Source organism: Streptomyces ficellus (genome assembly GCF_009739905.1).
Taxonomy (GTDB): domain Bacteria; phylum Actinomycetota; class Actinomycetes; order Streptomycetales; family Streptomycetaceae; genus Streptomyces; species Streptomyces ficellus_A.
On record NZ_CP034279.1, the window covers coordinates 601,514 to 618,751 of the forward strand.

Below are 17,238 nucleotides of genomic sequence, written 5' to 3' on the forward strand. Positions count from 1 at the left end.
CCGCCGGCGCCGCTCACTCGGCTCACTCGGCGGCGGGCTGCCCCCGGCCCGGCACCTGGGGCGCCTTCGCGGCTTCGGCCTCGGCCTTCGCGTCGCTCACCACGGCCGCGGCCTGCTTCGCGACCTCGTCGGCCGCGGTGGCGGCGTCGAGCGGGAGCGCAGAGCCGGTCTCCAGCTCCGGAGCCCCGTCCTCGCCCTTCGTACCACCGGCATCAGGAGTGGCCGCCCCCTCCCCGTGCCCGGTTTCCCGCAGCCCCATCGACGAACGGTCGCCGAACGCGCCGGTCACGGCGCGGACGGCCTCGGTCAGCTCACCCGGGATCACCCAGAACGTGTTGTTGTCGCTCTTCGCCAGGTGCGGGAGCGTCTCGAGGTACTTGTACGCCAGGATCTTCGGGTCGGCGTTGTTGCGGTGGACGGCCTGGAACACCCGCTCCACGGCCTTCGCCTCGCCGTCCGCGCGCAGGATCATGGCCTGTTGGGTGCCCTGGGCCTCCAGGATGTCCTTCTGCTTCGTGCCCTCCGCGGTGAGGATCTTGGCCTGCCGCTCCCCCTCGGCGTGCAGGATGGCCGCACGCTTGTCGCGTTCGGCCCGCATCTGCTTCTCCATCGCCTCCTTGATGGTGTGCGGCGGGTCGATGGCCTTGATCTCGACGCGGTTGACGCGGATGCCCCACTTGCCGGTGGCGTCGTCGAGGACGGTGCGCAGCCTGGCGTTGATCTCCTCGCGTGAGGTGAGCGTCTCCTCCAGGTCCATGGAACCGATGACGTTCCTCAGGGTGGTCACGGTGAGCTGGTCGATGGCCTGCAGGTAGTCGGCGACCTCGTAGGCCGCCGCCCGCGGGTCGGTGATCTGGTAGTAGAGCACCGTGTCGATGTTCACCACGAGGTTGTCCTCGGTGATCACGGGCTTGGGGTCGGAGGAGTACACCTGCTCGCGCACGTCGAGTTTGGTGTTGACGCGGTCCGCGACCGGCACGACGAAGTTCAGGCCGGGCTGCAGCGTCCGCCGGTACCGGCCGAACCGCTCGATGTTGTAGCGGCGGGCCTGCGGGACGATGCGCACCGTGGAGGCCACGAGGAAGACCACGACGATGGCGGCCACGAGAATCGGGATGACGACCGGATCCACGCTTCCTCCCTTGTGTTGTGTTCAGCCCCTCAGCCCCGCAGCCCCTCAGCCCGGCAGCCCCTCAGCCGCTCACGGCAGGAGGTCGCGAGGGTGGACGACGGCCGTGGCGCCTTCGATCTCCATGACGTCCACCAGCGCTCCCACCGGGATCACCAGGGTTTCGTCGAGAGCGCGGGCGGACCATTCCTCACCGGAGAGCCTGATCAGACCGCGGCTCGCCGTGACCTCCTGAGTGACCTCGGCCCTCTGGCCGATGAGCGCGTCGCTGCCCTCCCGCACGAGCGGCGCCCGTGCCATCTGCCGCAGCGCGGCAGGACGGATGACGAGGACACCGGCGGCGAGCGCCACTCCGAACGCCACGAGCTGGCCGAGCAGGCCGATGCCCACTCCGGCGACGACAGCGGCGACCAGCGCGGCTCCCGCCATCAGCCCGAGGACCAGCGTCAGGGTGAAGAACTCCACCACGCCCAGGGCCGCGGCGGCGAACAGCCAGACGAACCACGGCATCGAACCAGCCTCCCTCAGCCCTCAGGGGACTTATCCACCCCCTTACCCACCCCGAACCCGGACAGAACGGACTAATCAACCTCGGTCCACGATCAGGCGCCACACGCGTACCCGACATCGGCGTGTCGGCCACCGGTCGATCGGTGGGCAACCCGGCCGAACAAAGGGTCCGTGGCCCCTGCACACGGCGTCGGGCGCTTCATCCCGGGGTTACGGCAACGTCTCAAACACGCGTGTTCGATATCCGCGTCCACCTCGTTGACCTGGGTGTCGTCGTACCGAGGCGCACCGAGGCACACCGAGGCACACCGAGCCGTACCGATCAGGATGGAGGGACCGCAGTTGAGCACAGCGGACACACGCGGGTTCAGGCCGGACGGCACGGTGCCGCCGTGGCGAGGGACGGGGCCGGCGGCATGAGCGGGCCCACTGGTGCGGCACCCGAAAGCCTCCCCGGGCCGCGGTCCGCCCCCGCTCCCCTGCCCCTGCCGCCGGAGACCGTGCCCGCCGGGCCGGAGGACGGCGACATCACCGACGCGCTGGAGGAGACGTACTGGTCCGTCCACGACGGTGCCGCCGCCGGTGCCACGGTGCGCCAGGTCCTCGCCCGTCTGCCCAGGATCACCGCCCTGATCGGGCGGCTCGCCTGGCGGGCGGACCGCGCGTCCACCCTCACCGCCGTCGTCTGCCAGCTGGCCTCGGCCGCCATGGCCGCCTTCGGGCTGATCGCCTCGGTGGGAGTCCTCCAGCACCTGTTCGCCCAGGGGCCCACGCCCGACCGCGTCCGCGCCGCCGTCCCGCAGATCCTCCTCGTGGCGGGCTTCCTCGCCGTACGGGCCCTGCTGGAGGCCGCCGTCTCGGTGGCCCAGGCGCGCGTCACGCCCAAGATCCGCACCGCACTCGAACGCGACTTCCTGAGCCTCACCGCCCACGTACGGCTGGAGGCGGTGGAGGACGCCGACTGGCACGACGAGGTGCACCGCGCCAACGACCGCGGGCTCTTCTACGCCCGGAAGATCGTCGGACAGGTCGTGTCCCTGGCCTCCGCGGCGCTCGGCCTCATCGGCACCGCGGGTGTCCTGGGCGTCCTCCACCCCGCGCTGCTCCCGCTGCTGTCGCTGTCCGTCCTGCCGGTGGGCGCGGCCGCCGTGCACAGCGCGCGGGCCCGCTTCCACTCGTTCAAACGATGGAACGCGCTGCAACGCCGCGTCCGGGTCTTCTCCTGGCTGCTGCTCGACGTGGACGCGGCCGCGGAGCTGCGCTCCGACACCGCCCAGGGCGCCCTGCTGGCCGAGCACCGCCGTCTGACCACCAGGATCGCGGACGAGGACACCCGCCTGGGCGTGAACTCGGCCCTGGTCAACCTGGCGGGCCGGGCGGTGGGCGGGATCGGCACCGGCATCACGTACACGGCGCTGGCCGCCATGCTGATCGCCGGTTGGCTTCCCCTGGCCGCCGGGGCGGGTGCGGTCCTGGCCATCCAGTCCGGACGCACCTCCCTCACCCAGCTCATCGAGTTCGCCCACCTCGTCTACGAGCACGCCCTGTGGGTCGACGACCTCCTCGCCGTCCAGGAGCGCAGCCGCCGTCTCCTGCCCCGTACGGCCGCCGTACGCGCGCCGGAGAGGGTGCAGGAGATCACCGTCCAGGACGTCCACTTCACCTACCCCGGCAAGGACACACCGGCGCTCAACGGCGTCTCCTTCACCCTCCGCGCCGGCGAGACGGTGGCGTTCGTCGGCCTCAACGGGTCGGGGAAGTCGACCTGCGCCAAGCTGCTGGCCGGCCTGTACGAACCACAGAGGGGCAGCGTGAGCTGGGACGGCACCGACCTGCGCGAGATGGACGCCCAGTCGGTGCACCGGCAGGTCGCCTGCGTGCTGCAGGAGCCGGTGCGGTTCCCCTTCAGCGCCCTGTCCAACATCGTCGCCGGCACCGGCACGCTCACCGAGGCCGATCCCCGGCGCGTCATGGCCGCCGCACGGGCGGCGGGCGCCGACGGGGTCGTCGCCTCACTTCCGGCGCAGTGGAAGACACTGCTGTCGAAACGGTTCAAGGGCGGGCAGCAGCTCTCCGGCGGGCAGTGGGCGAAGATCGCCGTCGCCCGGGGCCTGTACAAGGCTGCCCCGCTGCTCCTGCTGGACGAGCCGACGGCGAGCATGGACCCGCCGTCCGAGCACGCCGTGTACGAGGCGGTCCTGCGCGGCCGGCTGCGCGCCGACCAGATCACGGTGCTGATCTCCCACCGGCTCGCCAGCGTCGTCGACTGCGACCGCATCCTCGTCTTCGACAACGGCCGCATCGCCGAGTCCGGGTCCCACGACGAGCTCATGGCCACCGGCGGTGACTACGCCGCCATGTTCACCATGCAGGCCGGCGGCTACCGGCCCAGCACCGCCATCGACACCGGAACCGGCTCCGCCACCGGAACCTGAACCGCCACCGGAACCTGAACCTGAACCGCCACCGCCGGGGAGGCGGACCGGGAGCCCCGGTCCGGTCCGCCTCCCCTTCCGGCTCCCCCGTCGAGGGCTGCTCACAGGGCGCGGTGCCTCAGGGTGCGCTCAGGCGTACGGCGAGGGCGGCGATGTCGTCGTCGAGGCGGCCCCTGCTGTAGCCGAGGAGGTCGCGGTGGAGAGCGGTGAGCAGGTCGCGGGGCGGCGTCGGGGGCTGTCGGCGCAGCCACGCCGCCAGCGGGAAGAACTCGCCGTCGTGGGCGCGGGCCTCGGCGATCCCGTCGGTGTAGAGGAGCAGCAGGTCGCCGGGGAGGAAGTCGTACGAGTCGACGTTGTAGTGGTCGCCGATGAGTCCCGCGAGGCTCAGCAGCGGCGAGGGGTTCCCGGGGTCGAGGACGCGGACTTCGCTGCGGTTCAGGAGCAGCGGCGGAGGATGTCCGCAGTTGAGGATGTCGATGCGTCTCCCTTCGTGCGGGATCTGCACGAGAAGGGCGGTGGCGAAGCGCTCCATCGGCCCCTCGGGGGGAAAGGCGGCGTTGTAACGGGTGCTGCTGGCGTCCAGCCGGCGTGCGACGTTGACCATGTCGCTCTCGCCGTAGGCCGCCTCGCGGAAGGCGTTGACGATCGCCGCGGCCGCCCCCACCGCGGGCAGGCCCTTGCCCCGTACGTCACCGATGAGCAGCCTGATCCCGTGCGGGGTGTCGACCACCTCGTAGAAGTCTCCGCCGATGCGGGCCTCCGCTGCGGCCGCGAGGTACAGCGACTCGATCTCGATGACTCCGATGCGGCGCGGCAGGGGGCTCAGCACCACCTGCTGCGCCGCGTCGGCGACGAGCCGCACGTGAAAGAGCGTGCGTTCCCGCTGGAGCCGCAGATGGCTTCCGTACGCGGCGGCGACGGTGACCGCGATGATGCCCGCGGCCGTCCACCACGTGCCCAGATCCGGGAAGACGAGGCTGAGACCGATCATCAGGCAGAGGCAGACCGTCCCGAGCAGGACGGTGGGCAGGACCGGCCACATGGCGGCGGCCAGGGCCGGCGCCGCGGGCAGGAGCCGGCTGAAGGCCATTTCCGGTGGAGTGGCGTAGGCCAGGCTGGCGATCACGACGGTCAGGACGACCGGCGACAGCCGCACAAGCCTCCACTCTCCGTAGCGCTGCCGTAGCCGCCGCCGTACAGACTCGATCACCCTCACCAGACTATCTGCGCAGAAGGGACAAAGCGCGCTCGGCGCGGGACCGGGTGTCCGCACTGGACACCGGCGCACCCCGCGGAATCGAACGTACGACCTAACAGGGGCGGAGGATCGCGGGGCCGGGAGGGCGAGGCGGAGCATCGGCGGCGCATTTTAAGGCACCCCGGGACCGACTTTATTGATGTGTACCGGCCCACATTTTTTCCTCACATGTTCCGCACGAATGTGGACCGACACGATCCGGCCGAGCGCCCGAGCCGGTCGCGCCATGTGCCGCTTGGGGCGGGACGGCTCCCCGATCACCGCTTACGGTCGTCGTCGCTGGTGGCGCATTAAACGGAACAGTGTGTTCCGAGTTACCCGTGAGTTCTGAACCAGCTGATACAAGTCGCCTTTCAGTCAAAGATTGGCGCCAAGTAACACCTTAAGCAGCCATACCGGCGGGTGATCGGACAGGAGCTGTCAATTCCACTTTGACTCCCCCTCAGTGATCTCCAAGACTGCGCCCCGACCACCTGGCACGCGTTCGGGAACCGCGTGCGGGACCTAGCAGGGGGACCGAAACCAGAATGAAGAACAGCAACACGCACTCCGCCCGCGTGCGGAGAGCCGTCACGCGCGGACTCGTGACCGCCACCGCGCTCGCCTCCGTCACCGCCGTCGCGGCACCGCAGGCCGCCGTCGCGGCGCCGCCGGCCGCCCCGGCCGCGGCGGCCGTCATCGGCACCACCGACACGCAGCGGGTGGACGCCGCCGCCGTGGTGCGCCTGGACCCGAGCCCGGACGTACTGCTGCTCAGCGACCACGACTTCATCCACGCCCTCTGGCAGAAGGCCCGCGACGGCGGGGAGACCTTCGACGCGGTGCGCCAGGCCGCCGAGGCCGCCATGATGAGCGAGACGGCCGACGACCACGTGCGGTTCATCGTCACCGGCATCCACGAGGCGTACGCCGTCGACAAGCAGCGCGAGAAGGACAAGGCCGACGCCGCACGCGCCGCCCGGCTCGCCAAGTCCCAGGCTCTCATCGCCATCGGCATCCCCAACAGCCCCGACCTGCTCGACCTGAGCGACGACAACTTCATCCGCGCCGTGATGCGCCACGAGGCCGCCGGACCCGAGGTCCGCGCCGCCGCCGCGACGGCCCTGGCCGCGGACCAGGCCGCCTGGCAGGAGTTCATCGCCAACGGTGCCCGCGAGGCCCACCAGCGCGACGTGGCCAACGAGCTGAAGGAACTGGAGGAGAAGGACCGCGCCGAGGCCGAGCGCCGCAAGGAACTCGCCGCCCGCACCAACGCGGCCGCGCTCTTCCGCATCACGCCCTCCGAGGCCATGCTCGCCCTCGCCGACGACAACTTCATCCGCGAACTGCTGCGCGCCGCACCGGCCGACACCAAGGGCAGCGAGCTCTACGCGGCGGCGCAGCGCGCGGTCCTCAGCCCCGACCCGGCCGTGTGGAAGCAGTACATCCACACCGGCGCCGAAGAGGCGTACAAGAAGGACGACGAGGCGCGCCGCAAGCAGATCGCCGACGCCAACCGCCGGCTCGCACTCCAGATCCAGACCGCCGCCGAGAAGACCGGCGTCAACCCCCACCTGGTCGCCACCGCGAAGAAGGCCCTGGCCGGCACCGACGAGGACGTCGCGAAGTTCCTCACCGGGGAGAGCCAGTACCGGGCCAAGCGCCAGTCGTTCCAGCCGGCGGGCGGCAAGCCGGCGGGCTTCTACGTCCGGCAGTCCGCGCCCGACGCCGGGGAGGCGTTCCTCGCGCCCCTGTCCGCCGCCTCCAAGCAGACCGACCGCGAGGACGGCACCTGGGTCGTCCTCCCCGCGCTCAACGGCCAGCCCGGCTGCTACTCCTTCGAGTCGCCCCGCAAGCCCGGCCACTACCTCACGCACAAGGACCTCCGCGTCCGGATGGCCGCGAGCGACAACAGCACCCAGTTCCGCAAGGACGCCACCTGGTGCGCCAAGAAGGGCCTGAGCGGCTCCGGCACCTCCTTCGAGGCGGCTTCCCAGCCCGGCCGCTACCTGCGCGAGTACTACGGCGACCTGTTCGTGGCCAACAAGACCGACAAGAACCGCTTCGACGTCGAGAAGGACTTCGCCCAGGACGCGTCCTGGAAGATCGTCACCCCGCTCGCGCGCTGACCGCGCGGGCGGCGACCACCCCGCCCGCGCGCCCTCTCCCTTCAGACTTGAGAAGAACGGAAGCACCCATGTCCCGGATCGTCCGATCCGCCCTGGCCGTGGCGGCCGGTGTCGCCGCGCTCGCCGGCGGCGTGACCGTCGCCGTCGCCGACGAGGCGCGCCCCCAGCCGACCCCCAACGCCACCGTCGCCACGTCCACCACCGTGGCTGCGGCCGGCGTGGACGCCGCCGACGCCAGGGCCGCGGCAGTCGCGGCCGCGCCGCTGCCGGCCGTCCAGCTCAGGGCCGCGCACAGCGACAAGTGCCTGACCACCCCCAACGCCAGCCTCCGCAACGGTGTCAACACCGTCCAGTCCACCTGCCTCCCGGACGCCGAGAACCAGCGCGTCGACATGGTGCCCACCGGCGCCGGCACGTTCGAACTGCGCTTCGGGCACAGTGGCAAGTGCCTCGACGTGGAGGCCGCCGGCACCGCGACCGGCACGGTCGTCCAGCAGTGGTGGTGCGTGGGCAAGCCGAACCAGCAGTGGCGCCTGGTGATGGTCGACATCGCCAACGAGCTGTACGAGCTGAGGCCCGCCCACACCCCGACCGGTACGAACCGCTGCCTGGACATCGAGTCCGGGAGCAAGACGGACGGCGCCGTCGCGCGGCTGTGGGCCTGCAACGGCACCGCCGCCCAGCAGTGGCGCATCCAGCCGGTCACGGCCGCCTGAGCCCCCGTACACGCGAGAGAAACGGATCCCCACATGTCTCGGATCATCCGCGCCGTACTGACCGCGGGCGCGGCCGTCGCCGTCCTCGCCGGCACGGCCACCGCCGTCCAGGCCGACGGTGACCCCCGCAACCCCACCGCCGAGGAGGCGGCACGCAAGGCGGCGGCCGCCGCGGAGGCGGCCCGCGAGGCGGCGACCGTCGCCGCCGCGGCACGGGCGGAGGCCATCGCCCGTGCGCAGGCCTCCCAGACGGTCGTCACCTTCACCGCCGCCCACAGCAACAAGTGCATGGAGATCGAGGGCGGCAAGACCACGGACGGCATCAACGTCCAGCAGTACGACTGCAACGGCACCGACTCGCAGAAGTGGAAGGCCGTCGCCACCTCCGGCGGAACCTTCGAACTGCGCAACGTCAAGAGCGGCAAGTGCCTGGAGATCCAGACGCAGAGCGTCGCCAACGGCGCGGCCGTCCAGCAGTTCGCCTGCGGCCAGGGCAACCACCAGCGCTGGCGGATGATGCTGGTCGACCCCGTGCGCAAGCTGTACGAGCTCCAGCCCGCGCACGCCGCGGAGAAGTGCGTCGACGTGACCAGCGGCAAGAAGGACAACGGCGTCGACCTCCAGCTGTACACCTGCAACCGCACCGACGCCCAGCTGTGGCAGGTCCGGCCGGTCGCGTGAACCGGCTGGACGGCGCGCACGAGTGCGCCCGTTGAACGCCGCGGAGGGGCGGGGCCGTACGCGCGGCCCCGCCCCGGCGGCCGTGAACCGTTTTTCATTTCCCGAGGGGGGCCTTGAGTTGAGTCGTCAGTGGAGAGGTGCGCGGGCGGTGACCGTCGGCGCGCTGGCCGGCACGATCGCCCTCGCGGGCGGCGTACCGGCGTGGGCGAATGCCGGTGCCCCGGCCGCCGCGCCGCAGCGGGTGGCGGCGCAGGCTTTGTCACAGACGCAGGCGTTGTCACAGGCGCAGGCGTCGTCGCCGGAGATGGCCGCCGCCGTCGAGGAGGCCCGCAAGCGGGTGACGTCGATGGCGAAGACCCATCCGGCCGCCGAGGTGCGGACCTCGGCGTGGAACGCGCTGCGCAGCACCCGTGGGGACCAGGCGCTCCTGGACTGGCTCGCTCCCGGCGGCGGCTTCGACGGCGCGAAGCAGCGCGCCCGGGACACCCGCGCCCGCAACAAGGCGTTCTGCGAGCGGGTGGTCGCCACCCACACGGCGGCGTTCTCCCCGCAGGTGCGGGCCGCCGCGACGCGGGCGCTGAAGGGGACCGCCGCGGAACAGGCCGCGTTCGTCGCTTCCGGGTACGCCGAGGCCCAGCGCCGCGACCGCGCCGCGCGCGAGGCCGGCGAGCAGCAGCGGCTGGACGTCGCCGCCGCCGACCGCGAGTTCGTCCGCACGCTCGGCACGCAGGACCCGGGCGGGCAGGTGCGGGTCGCGGCCCAGTGGGCACTGCGGCCGGGAGCCTCGGACGCCGACGTGGCGGAGTTCTTCGGCTACGGCTGGGCCACCGGCGCCACGCTGGACCTGTCGGCGTACCGCACCCGGGTGGCCGACGCGGAGGCCGTACGCCACCACACGCTGACCCGCCTGATCGCGGAGGCCACGGCGGCCGAGGCGGCCGTGGCCGGCGCGGCGGACGCCGCACGCGCGCGTGCCGAGGCCGAGCGCGCCTGGCAGGCGGTGTCCGAGCACGCCGGTGCCGCGCGGCGCGCGTGGCAGGCCGAACAGGCCGCCGCTGCCGCCCAGGCGGAGAACTGGCGGACCGTCGCCCAGCTGTCCCGCGACTCCGCCGAACGCCTCTGGCAGGCGATCTCCGGCACCGCCGACGACCACGAGACCGCCTGGTCCGGGGAGCGGGCCGCGGCGGACGAGGCGGCGGCGTTCTGGAAGGCGATGTTCGACCGCGCCCAGGACGGCGAGAGCCGCGCCCGAGGCTGAACCATGCGTGCGGCCGGCCCGGTGGCCGGTCGCCGCACCGGTTCGTCGCCCATGCCGCCGGCCGACGCGACGACCACCAACCCAGCGGCCGAACGGCCGAACGGCCCACTGGCTCAACGGCTCACCGACCACCCGCCCGTGACCGGGGCGGGATTTTTTCGATCATTCGTCTAGGGGGTTTCCCGTGAAGGGAAGAGTCCGGCCCAGAGCCGGAGGGCTGCGCGTCGGCGTGGCCGTGCACGTACGGAAGGCGGTGTCCGCGGCGATCGCCGTGGCGGTGCTCGGCACCGTCACCGGTGAGGCCGCCGCGGCGACCTCCGTACGCGCCGAGCAGGTGTCGCTGACGCGGACGCTCCAGTCGCTGGACCGGCTCGCGGCGGCGGTGGAGCCGAAGGGCGACACCCCGCCGGCACCGGCCGCCACGTCGGAGCTGGACCGCATCAGTGACGAGCGGGACCGGCAACTGGTCGAGGACTTCGCGGAGTTCGACGAGGAGGAGGAAGTCCGCGAGGCCGCCAGGAAGGCGCTGGAGAGCACCGACCCGGACGCCATCCGTGTCTTCCTGGAGCGCGGGGAGGCCGAGGCGCGCCAGCGCGCCAAGGACAAGCGCGCCGGTGTCGACGGGGCGAACCGCGGCCGGATCGAGGCGCTGCGCGGTACCGGCGGGCCGTTCTTCAACGCGGAGGTCGAGCGGGTCCTGAAGGGCACGGCGCAGGACCGCGCCGACTTCCTGGCGTTCGGCGCGGACATCGCCAAGCAGCGTGACGAGGCGGACAAGCAGAACGCCGCCAAGCGCGCCGAGGAGAACCGCAAGCGGGTCGAGATGCTGGCGTCCGTGGGCGGCCCCGCGGTCAAGCGGGCCGCGCTGGCCGCGCTGGAGTCCAAGGACGCCGCTGTGATCGCGGAGTTCCTGGAGAAGGGTTACCAGGTCGCGGCGCGGCAGGACGCCGATGACCGGGCCGCGCACGAGAAGGCGCAGAAGGAGGCCCAGGAGGCCGCCGAGAAGCTGCGCGAGCTGGCCCGCAAGGCCGCCGTCGCCGCCGAGGCGCGTACCAAGCTGATCGCCGCGCACGGTGACGCGGTCAAGGCGCTGAAGAACGCCTCCAACGCCATGTCGTCGGCCGCTTCGGCCGCGCGCGAGGCGGACCGGATGCTGGCCGCCGACCGGGCGGGCAAGCGCCTGTCGGACTACAGCCAGGTCAAGGCGGAGGTCGCGCGCCAGGTCGGGTACGCCGAGGACGCCGCCACGGCCGCGCAGGTCGCCGCGGCCCAGGCCAAGGTCCAGGCGGACGTCCTGGTGGGCACCGGTCTGGAGCACGGCGTCCAGTGGTCCGAGGTCGCCTCCGGCATCGCCTCCGCCGCCGACGCCGCCGCGAAGGCCGCCGCCACCGCGCGGCACGCGGTGGACGCCACCGCCGCCGACGCCGCCGGTCTCAACGCCAAGAACCAGGCCGAGCTGCACGCCCAGCAGGCCGCCAAGTGGCGGGCCAACGCCGAGGAGCACGCCAAGGCCGCGGCCCGGCTCGCCGACGCCGCCGCCAAGCAGGCCCAGGTCGCCGCGACCGCCGCCGCGCGCGCCAAGGAGGCCCGGGTGGCCGCCGAACAGGCGGAGCGCGAGGCGTGGGAGCACGCCCGTAAGACCCGGGAGGCCCGTGTCGAGGCGCAGCGGCAGGCCAAGATCGCCGCTGAGCAGCGGGTGATCGCCGAGCGTGAGCGTGACCTGGCCGCCGCCGCGCGGGCCCGGGCGGAGCGCGAGCGGGACATCGCCGCGGCGGCACGCGCGCGTGCCGAGGCCGAAGCCCGTACCGCCTCCGCGGCCCGTGCGCAGGCGCAGGCGGCTGCCGCGACGGCCGCCGCCGCGCGGGCCGACGCCGCCCACCAGGACGGCATCGCCGCCGACGCCGACCGCCGGGCGCGGGCCGAGGAGACCACCGCCCGCAATGCCCGCGACGCCGCCTTCAAGGCAGAGCAGAACCACCAGGCCAAGGAGGCGCGCGCCAAGGCGACCGAGGCGCTCGCCGCCGCCGGTCGTGGCACCGTCGACGCGGGTGTGGCCCGTGCCGCCGCTGACGCGGCCCGCGCGGACGCCGACACGGCGGGTGCGGCGGCCCAGCAGGCCCGGGGCGCCGCCAATACGGCGAGCGGTGCGGCCGTACGGGCGCGTTCCGCGGCCACGGAGGCGGCGGGCGCCGCCGCCCGGGCCCGGGCGGCCGCCGCCGAGGCGACCGCGCACGCCGCGCGGGCCAACGCCGCGGCGAACAAGGCGGAGGCCGCTGCCGCCGCCGCCAATGCCGCCGCGAACAAGGCGGAGGCCGAGGCCGCGCTGACCCGTGCGGCCGCCCGGCGCGCCGACGAGAAGGCCGCCGAGGCCACGGCGCAGGAGGCGCGCGCCGGTATCGCCGCGCACGAGTCCGCCCGGCTCGCGGGTCTCGCCGCCATGGAGGCGAACAACTCCCTCCAGGCCGCGAACCGCACGAAGGACGAGGCGCAGGGCGCCGTCCGCGAGGCGGCCATGGCACGCGTCCAGGCGACCGTCGCCGTGAACGCGTCCGCGGCCGCCCGCAGCACCGCCGCCGGGATCGCCGAGCCGGCCAACACGGCCATCGCGCTGACCGCGCCGTTCACCGGTAAGGACGCGGACGCGGACTTCGCCGCAGCGGTCGCGGCCGCGGCCGAGCAGATGGGCGCCGAGCAGGTCGCCTCGGCGGACGCCAAGGCCGCGGAGGCCGTGAAGGCCGCCGACGCCGCCGAGGCCGCCGCCAAGCGGGCCAACGCCCAGGTCGCGCCCGCCTTCGAGGCCGCTGCCGACGCGGCGCGTTCGGCGGCGAACGCCGCGCGGTCCGCCGCGGCGGCGATGAAGTCGGCCGCGCAGGCCGCCGAGGAGGGGGCCAAGGCGCGTGCCGCCGCGGCCCGCGCCCACGAGGCCGACGCCCAGGCGCAGGCGGACGCGAAGCTCGCCCGCTCGGCCGCCAACCAGGCGTACGCGGACGCCACGGCCGCCCGCAACGCCGCCAACCAGGCCGAGGCCGAGGCGGCCCGTGCCCGGGGCGCCGCCGCCGAGGCGGACAGCCACGCGGTGGCCGCCAACAGCGCGGCCAGCCTGGCGGAGAAGGAGGCGAGCGTCGCCCAGGGCGCCGCCGCCCAGGCGGAGAAGGACGCCGCCGACGCCAACAAGTTCGCCGAGTCGGCCGAGGGCCACGCCAAGTCGGCGGAGGCGGCGGCGAAGAACGCCAACACCTACGCCCGCGAGGCAGACGAGGCCGCGAAGAAGGCCGAGGAGTACCAGCGGGAGCAGGAGCGCAAGGCCCGCGAGGCGGCGGCGAAGGCGGCCGAGCAGAAGGGCGGGTCGGCGAAGCTCACCCCGTGGGAGATCGAGGCGCTCAAGGCCGCGGGAATCTCGCTGGAGGACTACGAGAAGGCGCGCGCCCTCGCGGACAAGGACCTTCTCGACTTCCTGGTCGAGAACGGCGGGCAGATCATCGTCGACCTCCTCTTCGAGGACATCAAGAAGTGCTTCACCGAGGGCAACTTCGAGAGCTGCTTCTGGGCCGTGGTCGGCGCACTGCCGTGGGGCAAGGCACTACAGGTCATCAAGGCGACGCCGGCGATCACCAAGGCGCTCGTCAAGATCGTCGGTGGGCTCGACGACTTCCTCGACAAGTCCGCCGCGGCGAAGAAGCTCATTTCGCAGAGCCAGGCGCTGATCGACAAGTTCCGCAAGAACCCTCCGTGCCCCGACCCCGGTAACAGCTTCACGCCTGCCACCCGGGTTCTGATGGCCGACGGTACGTACAAGCAGATCAGGGACGTCCAGGTCGGGGAGCGGGTCCTCGCGACCGATCCTGCCACCGGGCAGACCGGTGGTCGCGCCGTCACCCGCCTCATCACCGGTGAGGGGCAGAAGTCCCTGCGGGAGCTCACCGTCGACACCGACGGTGCGGCCGGTGATGCCACCGGTACGCTCACTGCCACTGACGGGCACCCCTTCTGGGTGGTCAACCGCCACGCCTGGGTGGACGCCTCCGGGCTCGTGGCCGGTGACCGGCTGCGTGCCCCGGACGGTACGACGAGGGAGCTGCTCAAGGTCCGCGCCTGGAGCGAGCCGCTGCGCGTCCACAACCTGACGGTCGACGACCTGCACACGTACTACGTGCTCGCGGGGGCCGCTCCGGTCCTGGCGCACAACTCCACCTGCAAGCTCTACGGTGCCGCTCTGAAGACCGCCGAGATGGCCAACGAGCTGATCGAGAGCCTTCAGAAGACGGGCAAGCTGCCCGGCCACTACGTGACCAAGGACCAGGCGAAGGCCGCGGGCTGGGAGGAGGGCAAGGCCCTGGGCAACCACCTCAAGGACGGTCAGATCGGCGGTGACGTGTTCCGGAACGAGGACGGACTGCTGCCCGACTATCCTGGGCGTACCTGGTACGAAGCCGACATCGGAATCACCAACACGATGAAGCGTTCCAAGCAGCCGGGCACTCGCCTCGTCTACTCGGACGACGGTCTCGCGTACGTGACGTTCGACCACTACAAGAGCTTCGTCCTGCTCCCCAACTGGAAGTGAGGGTCATGGAAGTCGTCATCGAAGGTGCGGTCATCCGTAGCGCGCCGGATTTCCACCGCTTCCTCGCCCAGGCTCTGGATTTCGGCCCGTACTACGGGGCCAACCTGAGCGCCTTGTGGGATCGCCTCACGACGGACGTCGAACGCCCGGTGGAGATCGTCTGGAAGGACGCGCACCTCAGCAGAGCGGCGTTCGGCGAGAACGTCTTCGACCAGATTCGCGACCTGCTCCTGCGTGTGCAGGAGCAGGACCGGGCGAATGACGAGTCGAAGCGCTTCTCCGTGACATTCGACTGACGACACAGAGAACACAGTGAAGCCCCGCAGATCCGATCTGCGGGGCTTCACCTGTCCGGGGGAAGGAATCCCGCTTGCGGGACCCGTCGGGCGGGGCGTCCCGGTGACGGAAACGGAATTGCGCGCACCGAAAGCGTGATGCGTCACGGCACGCCGAACCGCATTGATCACATCCGCCGCCGCGCGTTAGGGTTTTGACGACCAGTCGGATGAGTGGCACACCGGAGGGGACCGCACGGGCATTCCCGCACCGGCGGACCGGGTGCCCGCATTCTTTCCCGTACGTGCGCGTGCGGATGACGTACACCCAGGGGGATTCGTGGCGCGTATGCCGGAGCGTTCCGTCGTCGACGGCATCACGCGCGCGCCGGAACCCTCCGGCTGAGCGTTCGGGGTCCCCTCCCCCGCGACCGCGGCCCTATTGACGCGCATCTCGGCGACGCCGTTCCGGCGCGTCCGCCGGTGGGCGCCGCCGCCGTGTGCCGTACGCCCTGTCCACGCCGAGCCGCCCGGCACTCTCGGCGGCAGAGGGAGCCTTCGCATCACCATGCACACGCATCACACCACCCCCGCACGGATACGCACGATCATGACCCGGGGCCTGGTGACCGCCACCGCCCTCGCCGCTGTCGCCGGTGCCGTCGGCGCCGCCGCACCGGGCGCGGCCGCCGACAGCGCCCCCACCGCCCCCGGAACGGGCACGGCGGACCTGGCCGCCCGCGCCGGGGGCATCGGGACGACCGACACCCAGCGCGTGGAAGCCGCCGCCGTGGTCCGCCTCGACCCGGCCCCCGACGTGCTCCTGCTGAGCGACTACGACTTCGTCCACGCCCTGTGGCAGAAGGCGGAGGCCGCGGGCGAGAAGCTCGACGCCGTCCGTACCGCCGCCGAGCAGGCGATGGCGAGCACGGTGCCGGACGACCACGTCCGCTTCATCGTCACCGGCGTCCACCAGGCGTACGCGCTCGACCAGCAGCGCGAGCGCGACAGGGCCGAGGCCGCGCGGGCCGCCCGGGAGGCCAGGTCCCAGGTCCTCCTCGCCATCGGCATCCCGGGCACCCCGGAGCTGCTCGCCCTCACCGACGACAACTTCGTCCGTGCCGTGGCCAGGCACGAGGCCTCCGGTCCCGAGGTCAGGGCCGCCGCGCTCCAGGCGCTCGCCGGCGAGCCGGCGGACTGGCAGGCGTTCATCGCCACCGGTGCCCGCGAAGCGCACAAGCGGGACGTGGCCAAGGAACTGGAGGACCTGGCGGAGAAGGACCGCAAGAAGGCCGAACGCCGCAAGGAGCTCGCCGCCCGCAAGAACACCGCGGCCCTCTTCCGTGTCACGCCCTCGGAGGCCATGCTCACGCTGACCGACGACAACTTCCTCCGCGAGCTGCTGCGCCTGGCCGCCGCCGACCTGCACGGCACCGAGCTGTACGCCGAGGCGCAGCGCGCCGCGCTCAGTGCCGACCCGGCCGTGTGGAAGGCGTACATCCACACCGGCGCCGACGCCGCGTACAAGCGCGACGACGAGAACCGGCGCAAGAAGCTCGCCGAGGCGAACCGCAAGCTGGCCCTCCAGATCCAGGCCGCCGCGGAGAACGGCGGGGTCAACCCCCACCTGGTCACCGCGGCCAAGAAGGCGCTCGCAGGCAGCGACGACGACGTGGCGCACTTCCTGAAGTCCGACACCCAGTACCGCCTCAAGCGCCAGTCCCTCCGGGCGTTCGGCGGCGGTGACTACGCGCGCCAGTCCACCGCGGACGGGGGCAAGGTCGTCCTCAACGGGTCGATCAAGTCGACCAGCCCCCTGGCCGACCGCGAGGACGCGACCTGGGTGGTCGTGCCCTCTCTCGCGAGCCGGCCCGGCTGCTACTCCTTCGAGTCCGTGCGCAAGCCCGGCCATTACCTCCGCAGCGGCAAGGCGGAGAAGGACGGCCTGCGGGTCGAGATCGCCGCGGACGACCGGAGCGCCGCCTTCCGCAACAGTGCGACCTGGTGCGCCAAGCCGACGAAGTTCGGGCCCATCGGCCCCCGCACGGGCATCTCGTTCAGCCAGGCCGCGGGAAGCACCACCAACTGGCTGGCACCCACGGTGAAGGACGTCTACGCCCGCAAGGACTACACGTTCCCGCTCCCCGGCGGTGTCCCCGGCGAGGCACGTCCGGTCCGCATGGCCGCCTGGCACGTCGTCACGCCGCTGGCGCCCTGACCGGGACGGCCCCGGCCGGGAGCCCGGTTCGGCCGGGTCCGGGGAGGGGCCCGGCAGGTTCGGTCGGCGGCTCGGCCGGCCCATCA

General features: G+C 72.6%; 11 protein-coding genes. 8 read left to right on the top strand and 3 right to left on the bottom strand.

Annotated features, from left to right (window positions below):
• Window positions 1–22 precede the first annotated feature (22 nt).
• On the bottom strand, window positions 23–1,132 hold the full coding sequence (locus tag EIZ62_RS02655) for an SPFH domain-containing protein (protein ID WP_156691101.1): 1,110 nt from the start codon (window positions 1,130–1,132) through the stop codon (window positions 23–25).
• Window positions 1,133–1,201: 69 nt separating this feature from the next.
• On the bottom strand, window positions 1,202–1,639 hold the full coding sequence (locus tag EIZ62_RS02660) for an NfeD family protein (protein ID WP_156691102.1): 438 nt from the start codon (window positions 1,637–1,639) through the stop codon (window positions 1,202–1,204).
• A gap of 416 nt (window positions 1,640–2,055) precedes the next feature.
• Between EIZ62_RS02660 and EIZ62_RS32690 the strand changes: the two genes are divergently transcribed.
• Window positions 2,056–4,074 (top strand): ABC transporter ATP-binding protein, encoded by a 2,019-nt coding sequence (locus EIZ62_RS32690; protein WP_156691103.1) that lies wholly within the window; start codon window positions 2,056–2,058, stop codon window positions 4,072–4,074.
• Between the two features lie 118 nt (window positions 4,075–4,192).
• Here the strand turns inward: EIZ62_RS32690 and EIZ62_RS02670 are convergent, their stop codons facing one another.
• Complete coding sequence (locus EIZ62_RS02670) at window positions 4,193–5,284, bottom strand: PP2C family protein-serine/threonine phosphatase (RefSeq protein ID WP_156691104.1); 1,092 nt, start codon at window positions 5,282–5,284, stop codon at window positions 4,193–4,195.
• A 575-nt stretch (window positions 5,285–5,859) separates the two neighbouring features.
• On the opposite strand from EIZ62_RS02670, the gene EIZ62_RS02675 reads away from it, so the two are divergent.
• From EIZ62_RS02675 to EIZ62_RS02705, 7 genes are all read left to right on the top strand, one after another.
• A complete protein-coding gene (locus tag EIZ62_RS02675; RefSeq protein WP_156691105.1) occupies window positions 5,860–7,440 on the top strand; it encodes an AbfB domain-containing protein in 1,581 nt (526 codons plus the stop codon).
• 68 nt (window positions 7,441–7,508) lie between these two features.
• Window positions 7,509–8,156: an RICIN domain-containing protein gene (locus tag EIZ62_RS02680; protein WP_156691106.1), complete on the top strand. Its 648-nt coding sequence runs from the start codon at window positions 7,509–7,511 to the stop codon at window positions 8,154–8,156.
• Window positions 8,157–8,189: 33 nt separating this feature from the next.
• Entirely contained in the window at window positions 8,190–8,837 is a 648-nt protein-coding gene (locus EIZ62_RS02685) for an RICIN domain-containing protein (RefSeq protein WP_156691107.1), read from the top strand.
• Window positions 8,838–8,985: 148 nt separating this feature from the next.
• Window positions 8,986–10,095 carry a hypothetical protein gene (locus EIZ62_RS02690; RefSeq protein WP_156691108.1) on the top strand — a complete coding sequence of 370 codons (1,110 nt, stop codon included), beginning with the start codon at window positions 8,986–8,988 and terminating at the stop codon, window positions 10,093–10,095.
• Window positions 10,096–10,279: 184 nt separating this feature from the next.
• Complete coding sequence (locus EIZ62_RS02695) at window positions 10,280–14,659, top strand: polymorphic toxin-type HINT domain-containing protein (protein ID WP_156691109.1); 4,380 nt, start codon at window positions 10,280–10,282, stop codon at window positions 14,657–14,659.
• 5 nt (window positions 14,660–14,664) lie between these two features.
• Window positions 14,665–14,955: a barstar family protein gene (locus tag EIZ62_RS02700; RefSeq protein WP_156691110.1), complete on the top strand. Its 291-nt coding sequence runs from the start codon at window positions 14,665–14,667 to the stop codon at window positions 14,953–14,955.
• 547 nt (window positions 14,956–15,502) lie between these two features.
• A complete protein-coding gene (locus tag EIZ62_RS02705) occupies window positions 15,503–17,152 on the top strand; it encodes an AbfB domain-containing protein (RefSeq protein WP_156691111.1) in 1,650 nt (549 codons plus the stop codon).
• Window positions 17,153–17,238: the final 86 nt, after the last annotated feature.